Here is a 15279-nt window from a genome sequence, read left to right on the forward strand (position 1 = left end):
CGAGAATCCTTACTGTTCGTCGGCGGGATCCGGTTGGCCCCGGAACCGGTGCCACAACCGTCGGCCCGCGAGCAGCAGCAGGAGCGCACCGGCGCCTGCTGTGATGATCGCCAAAGCACGACCGTACGCATTGGACCGCACATTGACGGTCGCAGCCTGCCCGAGTCGCGTCCCGTCGGTGGTGCTCAGGGAGAACTCCACCACCATCTTGCGCGAATCGCTCACTCGAGCGGGGATCTGCAGAGAACGACTTCCCCGTGGGGGCAGCTGCTGCGGGCCGATGTTCTCGATCTGCATCGCGTCGGGCGCGTCGACCGCCAGGTCGACGGTGATGCCGATGGGCAGATCGTTCCGCGCGACCAACAGCAGCGGGCTGGCCTCCGAGGCGAGGGTGAAGACACCGCCGGGCGCGAGGATCGTCACGGATCCGTACAGCCGGTCCAGGCCGGCGGCAACGTCGGCGGCACGGCGGCGCGCGGCCTGTTCCGACTCCCCGCGCTGCCCGCCCCGACGATCCGACGTGGTCATCGCCCGCAGGAGATCCTCCCGGAGCGGAGCGACGTACAGCGCGGGCGAGATCGCGGCACGCGAATCGTCGATCAGCGCGGCCGCCAGCGCACCGATGCGGGCGTTCTGGGCAGCCACGACATCGCGGACGTCGGCCGGTGCGCCGTCCTCCACGGCCGCGTCCGGGTAGTCCGACTCGGCCGCCTCCAGCGGAGGCGGGACCGCCAGCAGGTCGGACAGGGAGCGCGGCGTCGCGAGTCCGCTACGGAACAGGCCCGCGATGGTGCCGAGCACCGCGGAGGCCTCGTCGCGGTCGGGAGTCCAGGTCTGTGGCGGCGCGACGGTGAGTGATCGTGGGCCGTCCGTGGCAGCGACCGTGTCCGGGGCGCCGGCGTTCAGCGCGTCGAAGTGCAACGCGCCGAGCGCGTCCTGCAATCGGGCCGTGCGCGAGTCCTCGGCGACGTCGTACACCTGCTCACGCGGTGTCACGGACGGGGTCGTCGGGTGCTCGCCCACCGCGGACAGCGCGGTGGAGACCTCGGTGTCGTAGAGCGCGGCACGCAGCGGAGGGGTGCCCGCATCGGTCGCGATGGTCACCGTGTCGGGCGTACTGACGGTCTGCACGGCGTCCTGTGCGAGCAGTGCGACCGTCCGGCCCGACGCCGCGACCATGGCCGCCCCCGCATCGTCGAGAGCACCCGCGTCCGGCCACAGGACGTCGCGGCGGGACGTGACTCCGAGGATCGAGTCGGCGACGTCCGCCGGAGTCGTGATCGCGGCAGAGGTCAGAACCGGGTCGGCCACGGCGGCGACGGCCGCGAGATCGGTCTGGGCGAACGGCACCGCGGTGACACACATCGAGGACGCGAGGGTGCGGACGCGATCGAGCCACGACGCGGCGGCGGCGGCGCCGCTGCCCTCGGAGGCAGGGCCGGTGGGATCGGCCGGGTCGTCGACCACGAGGTAACCCCGCGTCATGCTCGAGACGGTGACCAGCAGGTCGGGATCGACGGCGAGACACGTCGAGGACGCGAGTGCGCCCTCGGTGTCGACGGTCGGTCCGGTCGCGAACTCCAGTGCCGACACCAGTCCTTCGAGTCGACCGCCGGCGGAGAGCGAGGCGGCCAGGTCGTCGTCGTTCAGTCGCACCTCCTCGTCGACGGTGCCGGGCAGGCCCGCCGCCAGGTGTGGGCGGTCGGCCAGCGGCCAGAGCAGCGTCGTGGCGACGGGGCGTCCCGTGTCCGGTGGAAGCGGAACGGCATCGGGAGCGGCCGGATCGACCACCGTGGTGTCCCGCGGCAGACCCGCGACGGGAAGCAGGAACGCGGCGTCGTCGAGCCGTGCCTCCTGCCCGTACTCGGGGTTGCCGTTGACGTTCACCATCATCGGATAGACACCCGGCCGATCCAGACCCAGCGACGGTTCGGTGGTCGAGCGCAGCGGCAGGGTCAGCTCGAACGGCAGCGTGTCGCCGCGTTGCAGCGCGGTGTCCGATCCGTCGCCGGTGAGCGACTCGAAGGGCCCGACCGTGTCGAAGCGGTCCTGATCCTCGGTGAGCGAGGTCCGGAGTTCGTCGGCCGTGCGTACCGCGGGTGCTCGCTGCAGCCGGACCGAGATGTCGCTGACCGCGCGGTCCCCGACGTTGGTCACCGTTCCCGTGACGGTGACGACCGGCGCACTGCTGGTGGAGACGGTGGTCGGCGTGACCTCGTCGACGGAGATCGACAGGAACGTGCCGTCGATCGAGGTGTCCGGTGGCGCCAGCGTGGCCGAGGGCGACGGTGTGCTCCGCGTCGTGGTGGGGTCGCTGGGCGGGGTGGAGGGTTGCGCTCCCGCGGGGACGGTCAGCCAGGCGAGCACGGCGAGGATCGCCTGGACCACGGCGAGGCGCCGGGCCGTCGGTGCGGACCGGGTCATTCGGCGGCGGGAAGGTCGGAGACCGGTCGGGATGGTGCGGGAAGGTCGGAGACCGGTAGGGGATTCTGCGTGTCGGCGGACTTCTCGCGCGCCATCGAGTCGATCATCTCGCCGGCTCGCTCGGCGAGCTTGCGCTCGTCGGCGTACGCGAGCCGGGAGTGCAGTTCGCTGAGCGGCACCCAGGCCACCTCGGTGACCTCGACGTCCTCGTCCGACAGTTCGCCGCCGAGGGATCGCAGCAGGTAGTGGTGGACGGTCTTGTGGACGCGTCGTCCCTCGGTCACGAACCAGTAGTCGATGCTTCCCAGGGGCGCGAGGACGGACCCGGTGATGCCGGTCTCCTCCTCCACTTCCCGCTCGGCGGTCTGCTCGGGCGTCTCGCCCTGCTCGATGTGACCCTTGGGCAGCGACCACAGCAGGCGGCCGCGTCGGTCGGTGCGACCGATGAGGGCGGCGCACAGTCCGTCGCGGGGTCCGTCGAGTCCGTCGACGACCAGGCCGCCGGCCGAGGTCTCTCGAACGGTGCGCAGTGTGGGTTTGTCGGCCCCTCGTGTTCCGGGGTCGGCGGCGGCACGAGGACGCCGTCGCACACCGCGACGTGTTCTCTTGGCTCGCTCGGCACCGGACACCCGATCGATACTAGTTCCGTCCGCCCTGCTCCCGGTGGGACGCACCGCGAAGTGCGCGCCTCGGTAGGGTGTGACGTCGTGCCTCCCCCGCCTGCCACCGATCCGGACCGCCGCGCACGGCTCCTCGCGTCGGGTGCCGTGGCCCTGCGCGCGCACGACGACATCCTCGGTCCACTGGGGTCGCTGTTCGCTGCGGCGGGCCACGAGTTGTACCTCGTCGGCGGGAGCGTCCGGGACGCTCTCCTGGGCCGCTTGAGCAGTGACCTCGACTTCACGACGAACGCTCTACCCGAGCACGTGCAGGCGCTGCTGGCGGGCTGGGCCGACCATCAGTGGGACACCGGCATCGACTTCGGCACCGTCAGTGCGGTCAAGCACGGTCGGCAGATCGAGATCACGACGTTCCGGAGCGACAAGTACGACCGGGTGTCCCGGAATCCGATCGTGCAGTACGGCTCGACGCTCGAGGACGACCTGGTCCGGCGCGATTTCACGCTCAACGCCATGGCGGTGCGGATCGGGCCGGACGGGGCCGGCGAGTTCGTCGATCCCCTGGGTGGCCTGGACGCGCTGCTCGAGGGAGTCCTGGACACTCCGACCACCCCGGAGGCGTCCTTCGACGACGATCCGCTCCGGATGCTGCGCGCTGCGCGGTTCGTCGCCCAGCTCGGCTTCACGATGCTGCCGCGGGTCCGCGCGGCGATCGAGAACATGGCGGAGCAGATCGACCGGATCACGGTCGAACGCGTCACCGCCGAGCTGGACAAGCTGATTCTCGGCGAGTTCGCCGTCGACGGCATCGACGCCCTGTGCGAGACGGGGATCGCGGCACGCATCCTCCCGGAGGTGCCGGCGATGACGCTCGAGATCGACGAGCATCACCAGCACAAGGACGTCTATCAGCACTCCCTCACGGTTCTGCAGCAGGCGATCGACCTCGAGGACGGCGATCCGGACCTGGTGCTCCGATGGGCGGCGCTGCTCCACGACATCGGCAAGCCCGACACCAAACGCAACGAGCCCGGCGGCGGGGTGAGCTTCCACCACCACGAGGTGGTGGGCGCCAAGATGGTGCGTCGCCGCCTGCGCGCACTGAAGTTCCCGAAGAAGCTGACCGACGACATCGCGCAGCTCGTCTTCCTGCATCTGCGCTTCCACGGCTACGGCAAAGGTCAGTGGACCGACTCGGCCGTGCGTCGTTACGTCACCGACGCCGGCGATCTGCTGCCCCGGCTGCACAAGCTGGTCCGCGCCGACTGCACCACCCGTAACAAGCGCCGTGCAGCGTCCCTGCAGGCGACGTACGACGATCTCGAGCGGCGTATCGCGGCACTCGCCGAGCAGGAGGACCTGGCCAGGGTGCGTCCGGATCTGGACGGCAACGCCATCATGCAACTGCTCGGCATTCCGGCCGGCCCGCAGGTGGGAGAGGCGTGGAAGTTCCTGAAGGAGCTCCGCCTCGATCGCGGGCCGCTCAGTCGTGAGGATGCGGAGAAGGAGCTCCTGGCGTGGTGGGCCGCGAGGTCCTGACGCCGATCCGGAGCGCGATAGCCGCTGCCGCCGCGTAGGCGACGACGCCGGCGACCACGCAGACGATGGCTGCGGACGTGTCGACCGCGGTCGACCCCGGACCGATCACGAGGGCCGCGCCCGCCACGGCGCCGACGAACGCCACGTTGAACACGGTGTCCTGCACTCCGAAGACGCGTCCGCGAGTGTCGTCGTCGATGTCCGTCTGCATGGCCGCGTCGGCGGTCAGCTTGACCGTCTGACCTGCGAACCCCAGGAGGAAGGCCGCGAGCATCAGCAGGTCCGGCACCAGTGCGACGACGAGGGTGGCCTGGGTGAGCGTGGCCAGGACCAGCGCACCGACCACTGTGCGCGTGCGGCCGAGGCGCGGCAGGAGAACGGGCGTGCCGAGTGCGGCGAGGAACATGCCCGCCGCGGCGGCACCCACCGTCAACCCGAAGCCCGCCACACCGCCGGGCAGGACGGACGAGCGCGCGCCCTCGCGCAGCACCAGCACCATGACGAGGGTGTCGATGCCGAAGGCAACCCGGTGGGCACCCACTCCCACCAGCGCGGCGGCGACGGACGGGGTACGGCGCACCGCGACGAAGCCGGACACCCAGTCGGCGAGAACGCGGCGGGTCGGGGCGGACACCGAGGCGGCGCCGGGACCCAGCCGTCCGGAAGCGAAGCCGCGCGCGAGGAGAGTCGCCGCGACGGCACCGACGGCGGACACGGCCGTCGCGAGGGCCGTGGCCCGATCCGACGGCCCGACGAGTCCGAGCACCAGGACAGCCACCGACGCGCCGACGGCGGAGACGACTGCGCCGACGGTGACCAGGGCGGCGTTGGTCGCGACGAGCGATCGCACCGGAACGACGTGCGGTAGCGACGCGGACAGGCCCGCCAGGACGAACCGGCTCACTCCGACGACGGCGAGGGCCGTGATCAGGACGGCCGTCGTCGAGGCGCCCGCGACGAGTTGCCCGGTGGCGCAGAGGATGAGGAGCGACTTCACGATGCCTGCGCGGGCGAGAACGGTCGCTCGATCGACGCGGTCGAGGATCCGCGCGGCGAACGGGCCGATCAGCGAGTACGGCAACAAGAGCACCGCGAAGCCGGCGGCGATCGCAGCGGGATCGCCGCCGCGCTGTGGGTCGAAGAGAATGGCGCCTCCGAGGGCGGCCTGGAACATGCCGTCGCCGAACTGAGAGGCGACACGCAGCGCGACCAGACGAGGTGCTCCGGGCTCGTGTCGGACGGATCGCAGCGCGTCGACGGCGCCGGTCCGCTCCGTTCGGGTCACGCGGGTGACACTAACCGCCGCCTCGGCGCGTCATCTCTCGCACTGTCGAGGCTGCCGGTGCCATGATGAGGAGGTGGCACACGCAGAAGAACCGGAGGACCGGACCGCGTCGGCCGATCAGGTGGTGCGGCCGGGATCGCTGCTGGTCTCGTCCACGGAACTCGTCGAACCGACGTTCCGTCGCACCGTGGTCTACATCATCGAGCACAACGACGCCGGCAGCCTGGGCGTCGTCATCAATCGGCCGAGCGAGACCGCTGTGCACAACGTGCTCCCGCAGTGGTCGGATCTCGCTGCGTCCCCGAAAGCGCTCTACGTGGGCGGACCCGTCAAACGCGACTCCGCACTGTGTCTGGCCACGCTGCGGTCCGGCGTGGACGTCGACGACGTGCGGGGCATCCGTCGAGTGGACGGCCGTGTCGTGATGGTCGACCTGGACTCCGACCCGGCTGCGATCGCCCCGCTGGTGGAGGGCATGCGCATCTTCGCCGGCTACTCGGGATGGACGCTCGGGCAGCTCGAGGGAGAACTCGAGCGGGACGACTGGATGGTGGTGTCCGCGCTGCCGTCCGACGTCGTGGGCCCGCCGCGCGTCGATCTGTGGGCGCAGGTGTTGCGCCGTCAGCCGCTGCCGCTGGCGATGCTGGCGACCCACCCGATCGACGTCGACCGGAACTGAGACCGAAGTTCTCGTCAGTGGGCGAAGTGCCGAGCGTGCGAGTGCCCGTCGCCGTCGGTGGAGAGCGACGCCAGGACGGCGTCGATCGCTTCGCACAGCATCCTACCCAGGTCTGCCGAGAAGCCCTCTCGCACAACAATTCTCAGGACCGAGACCGACTCGGCACGGGCCGGCATGGTGTACGCGGGAACCTGCCACCCGCGGGCGCGGAGTTCGTGAGAGACGTCGAAGACGGTGAAACCGCAGTTCTCCCGCAGCGCGAATGCCACCACCGGGATGTCGGACCCGTCGGAGATGACGTCGACGTCGCCGTGCTCGCGCAGGTGGTCGGCGACGCGGGTCGCGGTCGAGCGCAGCGAGGTCATGACATCCGTGTAGCCGGCGCGGCCGAGGCGGAGGAAGTTGTAGTACTGACCGATCACCTGATTGCCCGGGCGTGAGAAGTTCAGGGTGAACGTCGGCATGTCACCGCCGAGGTAGTTGACGCGGAACACGAGGTCCTCGGGGAGGTCCTCCTTCTCGCGCCACACGACGAATCCCAGGCCGGGGTACGTCAGTCCGTACTTGTGACCACTGGCGTTGACGGACTTCACGCGCGGCAACCGGAAGTCCCACACCAGATCCGGGTTCAGGAACGGGACCACGAAACCGCCGCTGGCACCGTCCACGTGGATGGGGACGTCCGGCCCGCCGGCCGCGGCGATCTCGTCGAGCACGGCCGAGATCTCCTCGACCGGTTCGAGTTCGCCGGTGAACGTGGTCCCGAGAATCGCGAGCACGCCGATGGTGTTCTCGTCGACGGCGTCGCGCACCTGGTCGGCCGTGACGACGTAGCGGCCCGGCTCCATGTCGAGGTACTTCGGCTCGACGTCGAAGTAGCGACAGAACTTCTCCCAGACCACCTGGACGTTCGTCCCCAACACGAGGTTGGGCCGACCGGTGTCCGCACCGGCCGCGGTCCGACGTGCGCGCCACCGCCATTTCAGTGCCAGACCGGCGAGCATGACGGCCTCGGACGAACCGATGGTCGAGACGCCCGTCGCGGTGGACGGATCGGTCGGGTCGAGCCCGGGCGCGTTCCAGAGATCCGCCACCATGTTGACGCACCGCTCCTCGATCGCCGCGGTGGCCGGGTACTCGTCCTTGTCGATCATGTTCTTGTCGAACGTCTCGGCCATCAGCTTCTCGGCCTCGGGCTCCATCCACGTGGTGACGAACGTGGCGAGGTTGAGGCGGGAACTGCCGTCGAGCATCAGCTCGTCGTGGATGAAGCGGTAGGTGACGTCGGGATCCATGCGGTCGTCCGGCAGTCGCAGCGCCGGAACGGGATCGTTGGCCAAGCGCCCGGTGTAGGCAGGAGAGATCGTTCCGTCGCGCGGGATTCTCGTCACGACGCCACGCTACTGCGGTGACCGGGGCGGTGCCTGTGAACTTCCGGTGTCATTCCAGGAGTGATGCGGCCACTCGTAGATCGGCGACGAGTGCGTCGAACGCGGCATCGCGTTCGTCGTCCGGCGCTCGGAGGACGGCTGACGGGTGCGCGGTGGCAACAGCTCTCGCCTCGCCCACCTCGAGGACGCGCCCCCGGTCGACACCGATCCGGAACGAGGTCCCCAGCATCGCCTGCGCCGCCGTCGCGCCGAGGAGGACCACGACGGACGGGTCGACGGCGCGGATCTCCGCCTCGAGCCACGGGTGACACGCGACGACCTCCGAGCGCAGCGGCTTCTTGTGGATGCGCCGCGGGCCGCGGTCGGCACGCGTGAATTTGAAGTGCTTGACCGCGTTGGTGACGTAGGTCAGCTCCCGGTCGATGTCCGCCTGCGCCAGAGCACGATTCAGGAGCGCACCCGCCGGGCCGACGAAGGGCTGTGCCCGTCGATCCTCCTGATCCCCCGGTTGCTCGCCGATGAGCATCATGCGAGCGGACGGGGTGCCGGCTCCGAACACCGTGTTCTCCGCGGGCTCCCACAGGTCGCATCCCCGGCAACTGCGGGCGGCGTCGGCGAGAACGCGGAGATCGTCGGACTCGGGCACGAAGGTGCCTGCGCCGGGAAACTTCGGGGCCATGTCTTCGGTGGTACCCGCCACGGACCCGGTGACACCTGTTTGGCACCCCCCACGGCCGGGGCATGCCACGGCGATGACCGACCAGTACACGTTCACCGATCCCGTCACCCAGTACCGACAGGACGGGTACCCCGAGCAGCACCAGGATCCGCCGGGCCTCGCCGCGGAACTCGAGCCCAAGGCCGACCACGGTGAGGGCAGCTACCGCGGCACCGGCCGGCTGACCGGGCGCAAGGCACTGGTCACCGGTGCGGACAGCGGCATCGGCCGCGCCGTCGCCATCGCGCTGGCCCGCGAGGGCGCCGACGTCGTTCTCAACTACCTGCCGTCGGAGGAGAAGGACGCGCAGGAGGTGGCCGACCTGGTGCGCACCGCCGGGAGGACCGCGGTACTCGCTCCCGCCGACCTCACGGACGAGTCCGCGGCTCGCGGCATCGTGCGCACCACAGTCGAGAAGTTCGGTGGCTTAGACCTTCTCGTGAACGTCGCCGGCAAGCAGCAGTACGTCGAGAAGCTCGAGGATCTGAGCCCGGAGCAGTTCGACGCCACGTTCAAGACCAACGTGTACGCGCTGTTCTGGATCATCCAGGAAGCGGTTCCGCACATGCCGGCAGGATCGACCATCGTCAACACCAGTTCGATCCAGGCGTACACGCCGTCACCGGGACTCGTGGACTACGCGACGACCAAGATGGCGATCAACACGATGAGCAAGGCGCTGGCGCAGCAACTCGCTCCTCGTGGGATCCGCGTCAACGTCGTTGCTCCCGGTCCGTTCTGGACGCCCTTGCAGGCGTCCGGCGGACAGCCCACGTCGGCGCTGCCCGAGTTCGGCCAGGAGACGCCGCTCGGTCGTGCGGGTCAGCCCGCCGAGTTGGCCGGTGCCTACGTGTACCTCTCGTCGGCCGAGTCCGGGTACGTCACCGGCGACACGCTGAACGTCAACGGCGGCATGCCGACGCCGTAGTCGCCCGATCGTGGACTTCCGGCCCCGCATTCCGGGGTCGGGAGTCCACGATCACCGGAGCTCTCAGGCCTACCCTGGTGACATGACCGACTTCTCGTCCGACCAGGCCGCGTCGTTGCCCGATGCGGAGGTACTCGATCTCGTCGTTGCACTCACGAGTGCTCGCCCGGCGCTGCGGGCGGTGTACGACGCCGCGCTGGGCCTCACCCCGGAAGCGTCCGTCGACCCCGACATCGTGCCGCGCACGCCGTCGGTGACCGACATCCCCCAGGTTCCGACGGACCCGGGGTTCACCGATGCCGGAGTGCCCACCTTCGACGCGGTGCGCGAACGCATCGACGGGCGTTCGGGGCGCGCGGTGGGTTCCACCGAGCTGGACGCCGAGAGCGCGGTCGGACGCACCGAGGCGGAGAAGTTCGCCGAGCGGGAGCGGGCCGGCAAGGCGCGCCTCGACGAGATCAGGAAGTCGATGCAGCGTCCCTGATCGCCTCGCGCTCGTAGCGGCCCGCCAGGACGGCGCACACCACGAGTTGGATCTGGTGGAAGATCAGCAGGGGAAGCACGATCACTCCCACGGGTTGCCCGACGAAGAGCACGGAGGCGATCGCGATGCCGCTGGCCAGGCTCTTCTTCGACCCGCAGAACACCACGACGATGCGGTCGGCGCGAGACATGCGCAATGTTCGCGCGATCCCGGCTGTCGCCGCGAGAACAACAGCGAGCAGTGCACTGCACAAGACCACCACTGCGACGATCTGCCACGGCGTCGTGGCAGCCCAGACTCCCTCGACCCGTGACGCACTGAATGCGGCGTAGACGATCAGGAGGATCGATCCGCGGTCGACGAGCAGCGTGGTGGACCGATGCCGCTCCACCCGTCCTGCGAGCCATCGCCTCGCGAACTGTCCGGCCACGAACGGCAGCAGGAGTTGGAGCATGATGTCGACGATCGATCCGGCATCGATGCTCGCACCGCCCGTCGTGCTCATCAGCAGGACCACCAGCAGCGGCGTCGCGAACACTCCGATGATGTTGGACAGCGACGCGCTGACGACGGCGCCGGCGACGTTGCCGCGGGCGATCGAGGTGAAGGCGATCGACGACTGGATCGTGGACGGAACGAGGCAGAGGTAGAGCATCCCGGTGTACAGATCGTCGGTCAGCAGTCCCGGCGCGAGCACCCGTACGCCGAGCCCGAGGAGCGGGAACAGCAGGTACGTGCAGGCGAGAACCACTCCGTGCAGCCGCCAGTGCCGGACGCCGTCCATGGCGTCACGCAGAGACAGTCTGATTCCGTACAGGAAGAACAGCAGGGCGATGCCGATCGTGGTGACCCACGACAGGACGTCCGCTGCGGTGCCGGAGACCGGGAACACGGTGGCCGCGATGGCAGCAGCGAAGATCGCGAGGACGAAGCCGTCGAGCGCTCTGATGGTGCCTGTCAGGGAGAACGCCACGTCAGGACGGCTGGCACGCGTCCTTGAGGCTGCACGAGATGCAGCTGTGGCCGCATCCACCGGTCTCCTCGACCGGCACTGCGGCCGCGGCGCGGGTGCCCATGGCACCGCCGTACGCAGCGGTGACGAGCGCGGCGACGGTGGTCAGCACGGCGGCGACCACGCCGAAGATGCCCCCCGGCGCGAGGGTCGCCACTGCGCCGACCAGCAGGAAGACCGCGGCGGCGGCCGTCGTCGGGCCGGCGACTCGGTTGGCGACGGTGAACGTCTCGTCCGAGCGCATGCTCGCTTCCGTTCGGACTCCGGCGACGGAGTTGCGCTTCAAGCGGCCGGTCAGACCGAGGAACGCCACCGCGCCCAGCGCCACGGCGCCGACGAGGAGTACGAGCAGAAGGATCACGGACACGACAATCACGAGCACCACTTTACGGCGTCGTGGCCGGGCGTCCGCGTGCGGATCGTCACGCTTTACGCTGGTCGGGTGAGTGAACACGGCGACATCTCCCCCGACACGACCCCCGGCCACCGCTACACGGCGGATCTGGCGGGTTCCCTCGAGTCGCGCTGGCAGGAGCGGTGGGCCGCCGAGGGGACGTTCGACGCACCCAATCCGGTGGGCGAGCTCAGCACCGGCGATCCGGTTCCGACCGACAAGTTGTTCGTGCAGGACATGTTCCCGTACCCGTCCGGCAGCGGTCTGCACGTCGGCCACCCGCTCGGTTACATCGCGACGGACGTGTTCGCCCGCTACCACCGCATGCAGGGCCGCAACGTGCTGCACACGCTGGGTTACGACGCCTTCGGCCTGCCCGCCGAGCAGTACGCGGTGCAGACGGGCACGCACCCGCGCACCACCACCGAGGCGAACATCGCCAACATGCGCCGGCAGCTGGGGCGGCTGGGACTCGGTCACGACACCCGTCGCTCGCTCGCCACGACGGACGTCGACTTCTATCACTGGACGCAGTGGATCTTCCTGCAGATCTTCGATTCCTGGTACGACACCGAGGCCGGTAAGGCACGACGGATCGTCGAGCTCGAGGAGGAGTTCACCTCCGGTGCTCGGACTCTGGACGACGGGCGTGCGTGGGCCGATCTCTCGGTCTCCGAGCGTCGCGACGTCATCGACGGTCATCGTCTGGTCTACCAGTCCAACTCGCTGGTCAACTGGTGCCCCGGTCTGGGCACCGTGCTGGCCAACGAGGAGGTCACCGCCGACGGTCGCAGCGACCGCGGCAATTTCCCGGTGTTCCGGAAGAACCTGCGCCAGTGGATGATGCGGATCACCGCGTACTCCGACCGGTTGATCGACGACCTGGATCTGCTGGATTGGCCGGACAAGGTCAAGACGATGCAGCGCAACTGGATCGGGCGCTCCCGCGGCGCCGAGGTGACGTTCGTCGCCGGTCTGCCGCACGGGTCCGGCACCGCCGACATCGACGTGTTCACCACCCGCCCCGACACGCTCTTCGGCGCCACCTACGTGGTGCTGGCACCCGAACACCCGCTGGTGGACGACATCACGGCGGCGGCATGGCCGACGGACACCGACGAGCGCTGGACGCACGGTGAGGGAACTCCCGTGCTCGCGGTCGGTGCGTACCGTCGTGCGATCGCAGCCAAGTCGGACCTCGAGCGCCAGGAGAACAAGGAGAAGACCGGTGTGTTCACCGGCGCCTTCGCCGTCAACCCCGTCAACGGCGCGTCGGTGCCGGTCTTCATCGCAGACTACGTCCTGACCGGCTACGGCACCGGTGCCATCATGGCCGTCCCGGGTCACGACCAGCGTGACTGGGAGTTCGCCACGAAGTTCGGACTGCCTGTGGTGCAGGTCATCTCGGGTGGCGCTGTCGACGAGTCCGCGTGGACCGGCGACGGCGAGCTGATCAACTCCGATTTCCTGGACGGCCTCACCGTCGACGCGGCCAAGGCGCGTGTCATCGAGCACCTCGAGTCCGAGGGCCGCGGCAGGGGCACCATCCAGTACAAGCTGCGCGACTGGCTGTTCGCCCGTCAGCGGTACTGGGGCGAGCCCTTCCCGGTGGTGTACGACGCGGAGGGCAAGGCGCACCCGTTGCCGGATTCTGCGCTGCCGGTCGAACTTCCGGAGGTGGAGGACTACGCACCCGTGTCGTTCGACCCGGACGACGCGAACAGTGAGCCGTCTCCCCCGTTGGCGAAGGCGACCGACTGGGTGAACGTCGAGCTCGACCTGGGCGACGGGCTGCAGACGTACACGCGCGACACCAATGTCATGCCGCAGTGGGCCGGTAGCTCGTGGTACCAGCTGCGCTACATCGATCCGACCAACTCCGAGCAGATGTGCGCTCCGGAGAACGAGGCGTACTGGATGGGACCGCGCCCCGACGTTCACGGCGAGAACGACCCCGGCGGCCTCGACCTCTACGTCGGCGGCGTGGAACACGCTGTGCTGCACCTGCTGTACGCGCGGTTCTGGCACAAGGTGCTGTTCGACCTGGGGCACGTCAGCTCGAAGGAGCCGTACCGCCGCCTGTACAACCAGGGGTACATCCAGGCGTACGCGTTCACCGACGCGCGCGGCGTCTACGTCGCGGCCGACGAGGTGGAGGAGCGCGACGGCGGGTACTTCCACGACGGGCAGCCCGTCACTCGTGAGTACGGGAAGATGGGCAAGTCCCTGAAGAACTCCGTCTCCCCCGACGAGATCTTCACCGAGTACGGCGCGGACACCCTGCGCATGTACGAGATGTCGATGGGTCCGTTGGACACGTCCCGGCCGTGGGCGACCAAGGACGTCGTCGGCGCGCACCGTTTCCTGCAGCGCGTCTGGCGTCTGGTGGTCGACGAGGAGACCGGCGCCGTCCGGACCACCGACGCGACGCCGAGCGACGCCACGCTGAAGGCTCTCAACCGGACCGTCGAGGGTGTCGACGCGGATTACGCTGCGCTGCGCGACAACACGGCCGGCGCGAAGCTCATCGAGTACACCAACCACCTCACGAAGGAGTACCCGCAGGGCGCACCTCGGGACGCCGTCGAGCCGTTGGTGCTGATGCTGGCTCCTCTCGCACCGCACATCGCCGAGGAACTGTGGAAGACGTTGGGACACAGCGAGTCACTGGCTCACGGTCCCTTCCCCACGGTCGACGAGAAGTGGCTCGTGGACGACACGGTGGACTACCCGATCCAGGTCAACGGCAAGGTGCGCAGTCGCATCACGGTGGCGGCCGACGCGTCCCGTGAGGACGTGCAGGCGGTGGCCCTGGCCGACGAGAAGATCGTCGCGCTTCTCGACGGCAAGGATCCGAAGAAGGTCATCGTCGTACCGGGCAGAATGGTGAACATCGTTCTGTAGCTCGACCGACCTCACCACACCAGGTCGTCGGCTCCCTTGATCTCGCGCCATTCGACGGGCCGGACGCCGGGAACCAGGGCGAGGCGATCGGCCGCCGTCAGCTCGGCCATCGCTAGGCTGGTCGCAGCGGCGATGTCGGTGATCGGCACCTGATACGTGCGGTACGCCCCGAGCGGAGGGATGTCGCTCGCCAGGGCGCCGCGTTCGAGAATGGGTGCCAGCGACTCCGACTGGTCGAGCACGTAGCCGGTCGCGGCGAGCACGTCGTTCTGCCACCAGGCCGCGATCTTGAAGAAGCGCCGCGGGATCGCGACACCGCGGTAGACGGGATCGTCCTCGGCGAACACGCAGCCGCTGAAGACGGAGATCGTCTGCCCGTACGTCCGCGCGTGCTCGAGCACGTAGTCCTCGAGGCCCAACCACAGTTCCTTGGACTGGTTGAGTGTCGCCGTCTGCGGTCCGCACACGGTGTAGTGGAAGGTGTCCTCGTTGGCCTGCTCCGCGACGTCGAGCGTGCCCCACACGGGATCGCGTCGTCGTACGAGGTGCCCACGGTCGATGTCGTTGTTCGCGTACAGCTCCGGGCCCGCCTGCGCGGTCGCCGGCAGTCGCGGATCGAGGCGCCAGTCGTCTCCGCGGTCCACCTCCTGCAACGCGCCGCCGTCGATGTTCACCGCGGTCACGGCGGCGAGGCGCCGTTCGGGGTCCATCGACACGGAGAAGTGCGTGTAGGTCAGGACGGTCAGGTCCGGCCGGGCGGGGAGCGGCAGCGGAGTGGTGGACAGGAAGGTCTCGTCGTATCCCATGCCGTCATTCAGCCACGGTGGGGTGACACGGGGGTGAACACCCACGAACCCCCCGCGAGTACGTCCTGACTGTCGTGATCAGCAGCTGGATCACG

At 69.2% G+C, this 15279-nt stretch carries 13 protein-coding genes; 5 read left to right on the plus strand and 8 right to left on the minus strand.

The window, feature by feature from the left end; translation table 11 throughout:
* Positions 1 to 9 precede the first annotated feature (9 nt).
* Both BR07_RS0113950 and BR07_RS24620 read right to left on the minus strand, forming a co-directional pair.
* Positions 10 to 2424 carry a DUF6049 family protein gene (locus BR07_RS0113950; RefSeq protein ID WP_027505971.1) on the minus strand — a complete coding sequence of 805 codons (2415 nt, stop codon included), beginning with the start codon at positions 2422 to 2424 and terminating at the stop codon, positions 10 to 12.
* A complete protein-coding gene (locus BR07_RS24620) occupies positions 2421 to 3053 on the minus strand; it encodes an NUDIX hydrolase (RefSeq protein WP_051613403.1) in 633 nt (210 codons plus the stop codon). The genes BR07_RS0113950 and BR07_RS24620 overlap by 4 nt, the downstream gene beginning before the upstream one ends.
* A gap of 78 nt (positions 3054 to 3131) precedes the next feature.
* Here BR07_RS24620 and BR07_RS0113960 point away from each other — a divergent pair, with 78 nt between their 5' ends.
* Positions 3132 to 4583: a CCA tRNA nucleotidyltransferase gene (locus BR07_RS0113960; protein ID WP_027505972.1), complete on the plus strand. Its 1452-nt coding sequence runs from the start codon at positions 3132 to 3134 to the stop codon at positions 4581 to 4583.
* On the opposite strand, the gene BR07_RS24625 is transcribed toward BR07_RS0113960, so the two are convergent.
* Entirely contained in the window at positions 4528 to 5868 is a 1341-nt protein-coding gene (locus tag BR07_RS24625; RefSeq protein WP_231476355.1) for an MFS transporter, read from the minus strand. The genes BR07_RS0113960 and BR07_RS24625 overlap by 56 nt on opposite strands.
* Positions 5869 to 5941: 73 nt before the next feature.
* Here BR07_RS24625 and BR07_RS0113970 point away from each other — a divergent pair, with 73 nt between their 5' ends.
* The gene (locus tag BR07_RS0113970) at positions 5942 to 6547 is read left to right on the plus strand and encodes a YqgE/AlgH family protein (protein ID WP_027505973.1); all 606 of its coding nucleotides are present in this window, start codon (positions 5942 to 5944) and stop codon (positions 6545 to 6547) included.
* A 14-nt stretch (positions 6548 to 6561) separates the two neighbouring features.
* On the opposite strand, the gene BR07_RS0113975 is transcribed toward BR07_RS0113970, so the two are convergent.
* Both BR07_RS0113975 and BR07_RS0113980 read right to left on the minus strand, forming a co-directional pair.
* Positions 6562 to 7938 (minus strand): glutamate decarboxylase, encoded by a 1377-nt coding sequence (locus BR07_RS0113975; protein ID WP_027505974.1) that lies wholly within the window; start codon positions 7936 to 7938, stop codon positions 6562 to 6564.
* A 49-nt stretch (positions 7939 to 7987) separates the two neighbouring features.
* Complete coding sequence (locus BR07_RS0113980; RefSeq protein WP_027505975.1) at positions 7988 to 8617, minus strand: UdgX family uracil-DNA binding protein; 630 nt, start codon at positions 8615 to 8617, stop codon at positions 7988 to 7990.
* Between the two features lie 73 nt (positions 8618 to 8690).
* Here BR07_RS0113980 and BR07_RS0113985 point away from each other — a divergent pair, with 73 nt between their 5' ends.
* Positions 8691 to 9584, plus strand: coding sequence for a glucose 1-dehydrogenase (locus BR07_RS0113985; protein WP_027505976.1), 894 nt, complete (start codon positions 8691 to 8693; stop codon positions 9582 to 9584).
* Positions 9585 to 9666: 82 nt separating this feature from the next.
* On the plus strand, positions 9667 to 10068 hold the full coding sequence (locus BR07_RS26295; RefSeq protein ID WP_027505977.1) for a hypothetical protein: 402 nt from the start codon (positions 9667 to 9669) through the stop codon (positions 10066 to 10068).
* Here BR07_RS26295 and BR07_RS0113995 read toward each other — a convergent pair.
* Both BR07_RS0113995 and BR07_RS0114000 read right to left on the minus strand, forming a co-directional pair.
* Positions 10043 to 11041 carry a bile acid:sodium symporter family protein gene (locus tag BR07_RS0113995; RefSeq protein WP_231476357.1) on the minus strand — a complete coding sequence of 333 codons (999 nt, stop codon included), beginning with the start codon at positions 11039 to 11041 and terminating at the stop codon, positions 10043 to 10045. The two genes, BR07_RS26295 and BR07_RS0113995, sit on opposite strands and share 26 nt — an antisense overlap.
* Before the next feature lies 1 nt (position 11042).
* Positions 11043 to 11456 (minus strand): SdpI family protein, encoded by a 414-nt coding sequence (locus BR07_RS0114000; protein WP_027505979.1) that lies wholly within the window; start codon positions 11454 to 11456, stop codon positions 11043 to 11045.
* A 66-nt stretch (positions 11457 to 11522) separates the two neighbouring features.
* Here BR07_RS0114000 and leuS point away from each other — a divergent pair, with 66 nt between their 5' ends.
* Positions 11523 to 14378, plus strand: coding sequence for a leucine--tRNA ligase (gene leuS / locus BR07_RS0114005; protein ID WP_027505980.1), 2856 nt, complete (start codon positions 11523 to 11525; stop codon positions 14376 to 14378).
* Between the two features lie 11 nt (positions 14379 to 14389).
* Here leuS and BR07_RS24630 read toward each other — a convergent pair whose 3' ends face one another.
* Entirely contained in the window at positions 14390 to 15184 is a 795-nt protein-coding gene (locus BR07_RS24630) for a DNA/RNA non-specific endonuclease (protein ID WP_037185960.1), read from the minus strand.
* Between the last annotated feature and the right edge of the window lie 95 nt (positions 15185 to 15279).

This window comes from Rhodococcus sp. UNC23MFCrub1.1, assembly GCF_000686025.1.
Lineage (GTDB): Bacteria > Actinomycetota > Actinomycetes > Mycobacteriales > Mycobacteriaceae > Rhodococcoides.

What these genes read in the sequence shown, in the direction of transcription:
- BR07_RS0113950 (WP_027505971.1), bottom strand. Translation starts at nt 2,424, where the DNA reads ATGACCCGGTCCGCACCGACGGCCCGGCGCCTCGCCGTGGTCCAGGCG.
- BR07_RS0113980 (WP_027505975.1), bottom strand. Translation starts at nt 8,617, where the DNA reads ATGGCCCCGAAGTTTCCCGGCGCAGGCACCTTCGTGCCCGAGTCCGAC.
- BR07_RS0113985 (WP_027505976.1), top strand. Translation starts at nt 8,691, where the DNA reads ATGACCGACCAGTACACGTTCACCGATCCCGTCACCCAGTACCGACAG.
- BR07_RS26295 (WP_027505977.1), top strand. Translation starts at nt 9,667, where the DNA reads ATGACCGACTTCTCGTCCGACCAGGCCGCGTCGTTGCCCGATGCGGAG.
- BR07_RS24630 (WP_037185960.1), bottom strand. Translation starts at nt 15,184, where the DNA reads ATGGGATACGACGAGACCTTCCTGTCCACCACTCCGCTGCCGCTCCCC.